Annotated in this window: 1 pseudogene; it reads left to right on the forward strand. The window is 65.2% G+C overall.

The features are described from left to right. Positions 1-676: pseudogene (locus P0G09_RS15430) on the forward strand (3-phosphoshikimate 1-carboxyvinyltransferase); the annotation flags it as partial.

Here is a 676-nt window from a genome sequence, read left to right on the forward strand (position 1 = left end):
GGAGATATCCTTGCTGAAAGCAAGGATATCTCCGCCACGCTGGGCGCGGCGGGCCGACTGTGCGCCCATGTCACCACCGGTGAAAACGATGCGGTGGTGGAGGGGCTGGGCCGCTTTCTGCCGGTTGATGCCCCCGTGGACTGCGGTGAGAGCGGCAGCACCCTGCGCTTCCTCATCCCGCTGGCCAGCCTGACCGGGCAGGAAGTAACTTTTACGGTCTGTGGGCGGCTGATGGAGCGGCCCCAGTCGGTCTACAAAACGCTGTATCAGCAGCAGGGCCTGCGTTTTGAGCAGGGCGCGGACCGCCTGACTGTGGAAGGTGCCCTGACCCCGGGCGAATACGAGCTGGCGGGCAACGTGTCCAGCCAGTTCATCAGCGGGCTGCTGTTTGCCCTGCCCCTGCTGGGCAGCACCAGCACCCTGCACCTCATCCCGCCTGTGGAGAGCCGGAGCTACATCGATATGACCCGCGCGGTGCAGCACGCCTTTGGCGTGGAGAGCCGCTGGCTGGATGAAACTACGCTGGAAATTCCCGGCGGGCAGCACTATCTTCCCGGTGATGACACCGTGGAGGGCGATTACAGCCAGGCGGCTTTTCCTGCCGTGCTGGGCGCTGTGACCGGCGGTGTGGCCATCACCGGCCTGTCTGAGGAGACCTTGCAGGGCGATGCGGCCA

It is taken from the genome of Faecalibacterium sp. DFI.5.82 (genome assembly GCF_029076575.1).
GTDB lineage: Bacteria > Bacillota > Clostridia > Oscillospirales > Ruminococcaceae > Faecalibacterium > Faecalibacterium duncaniae.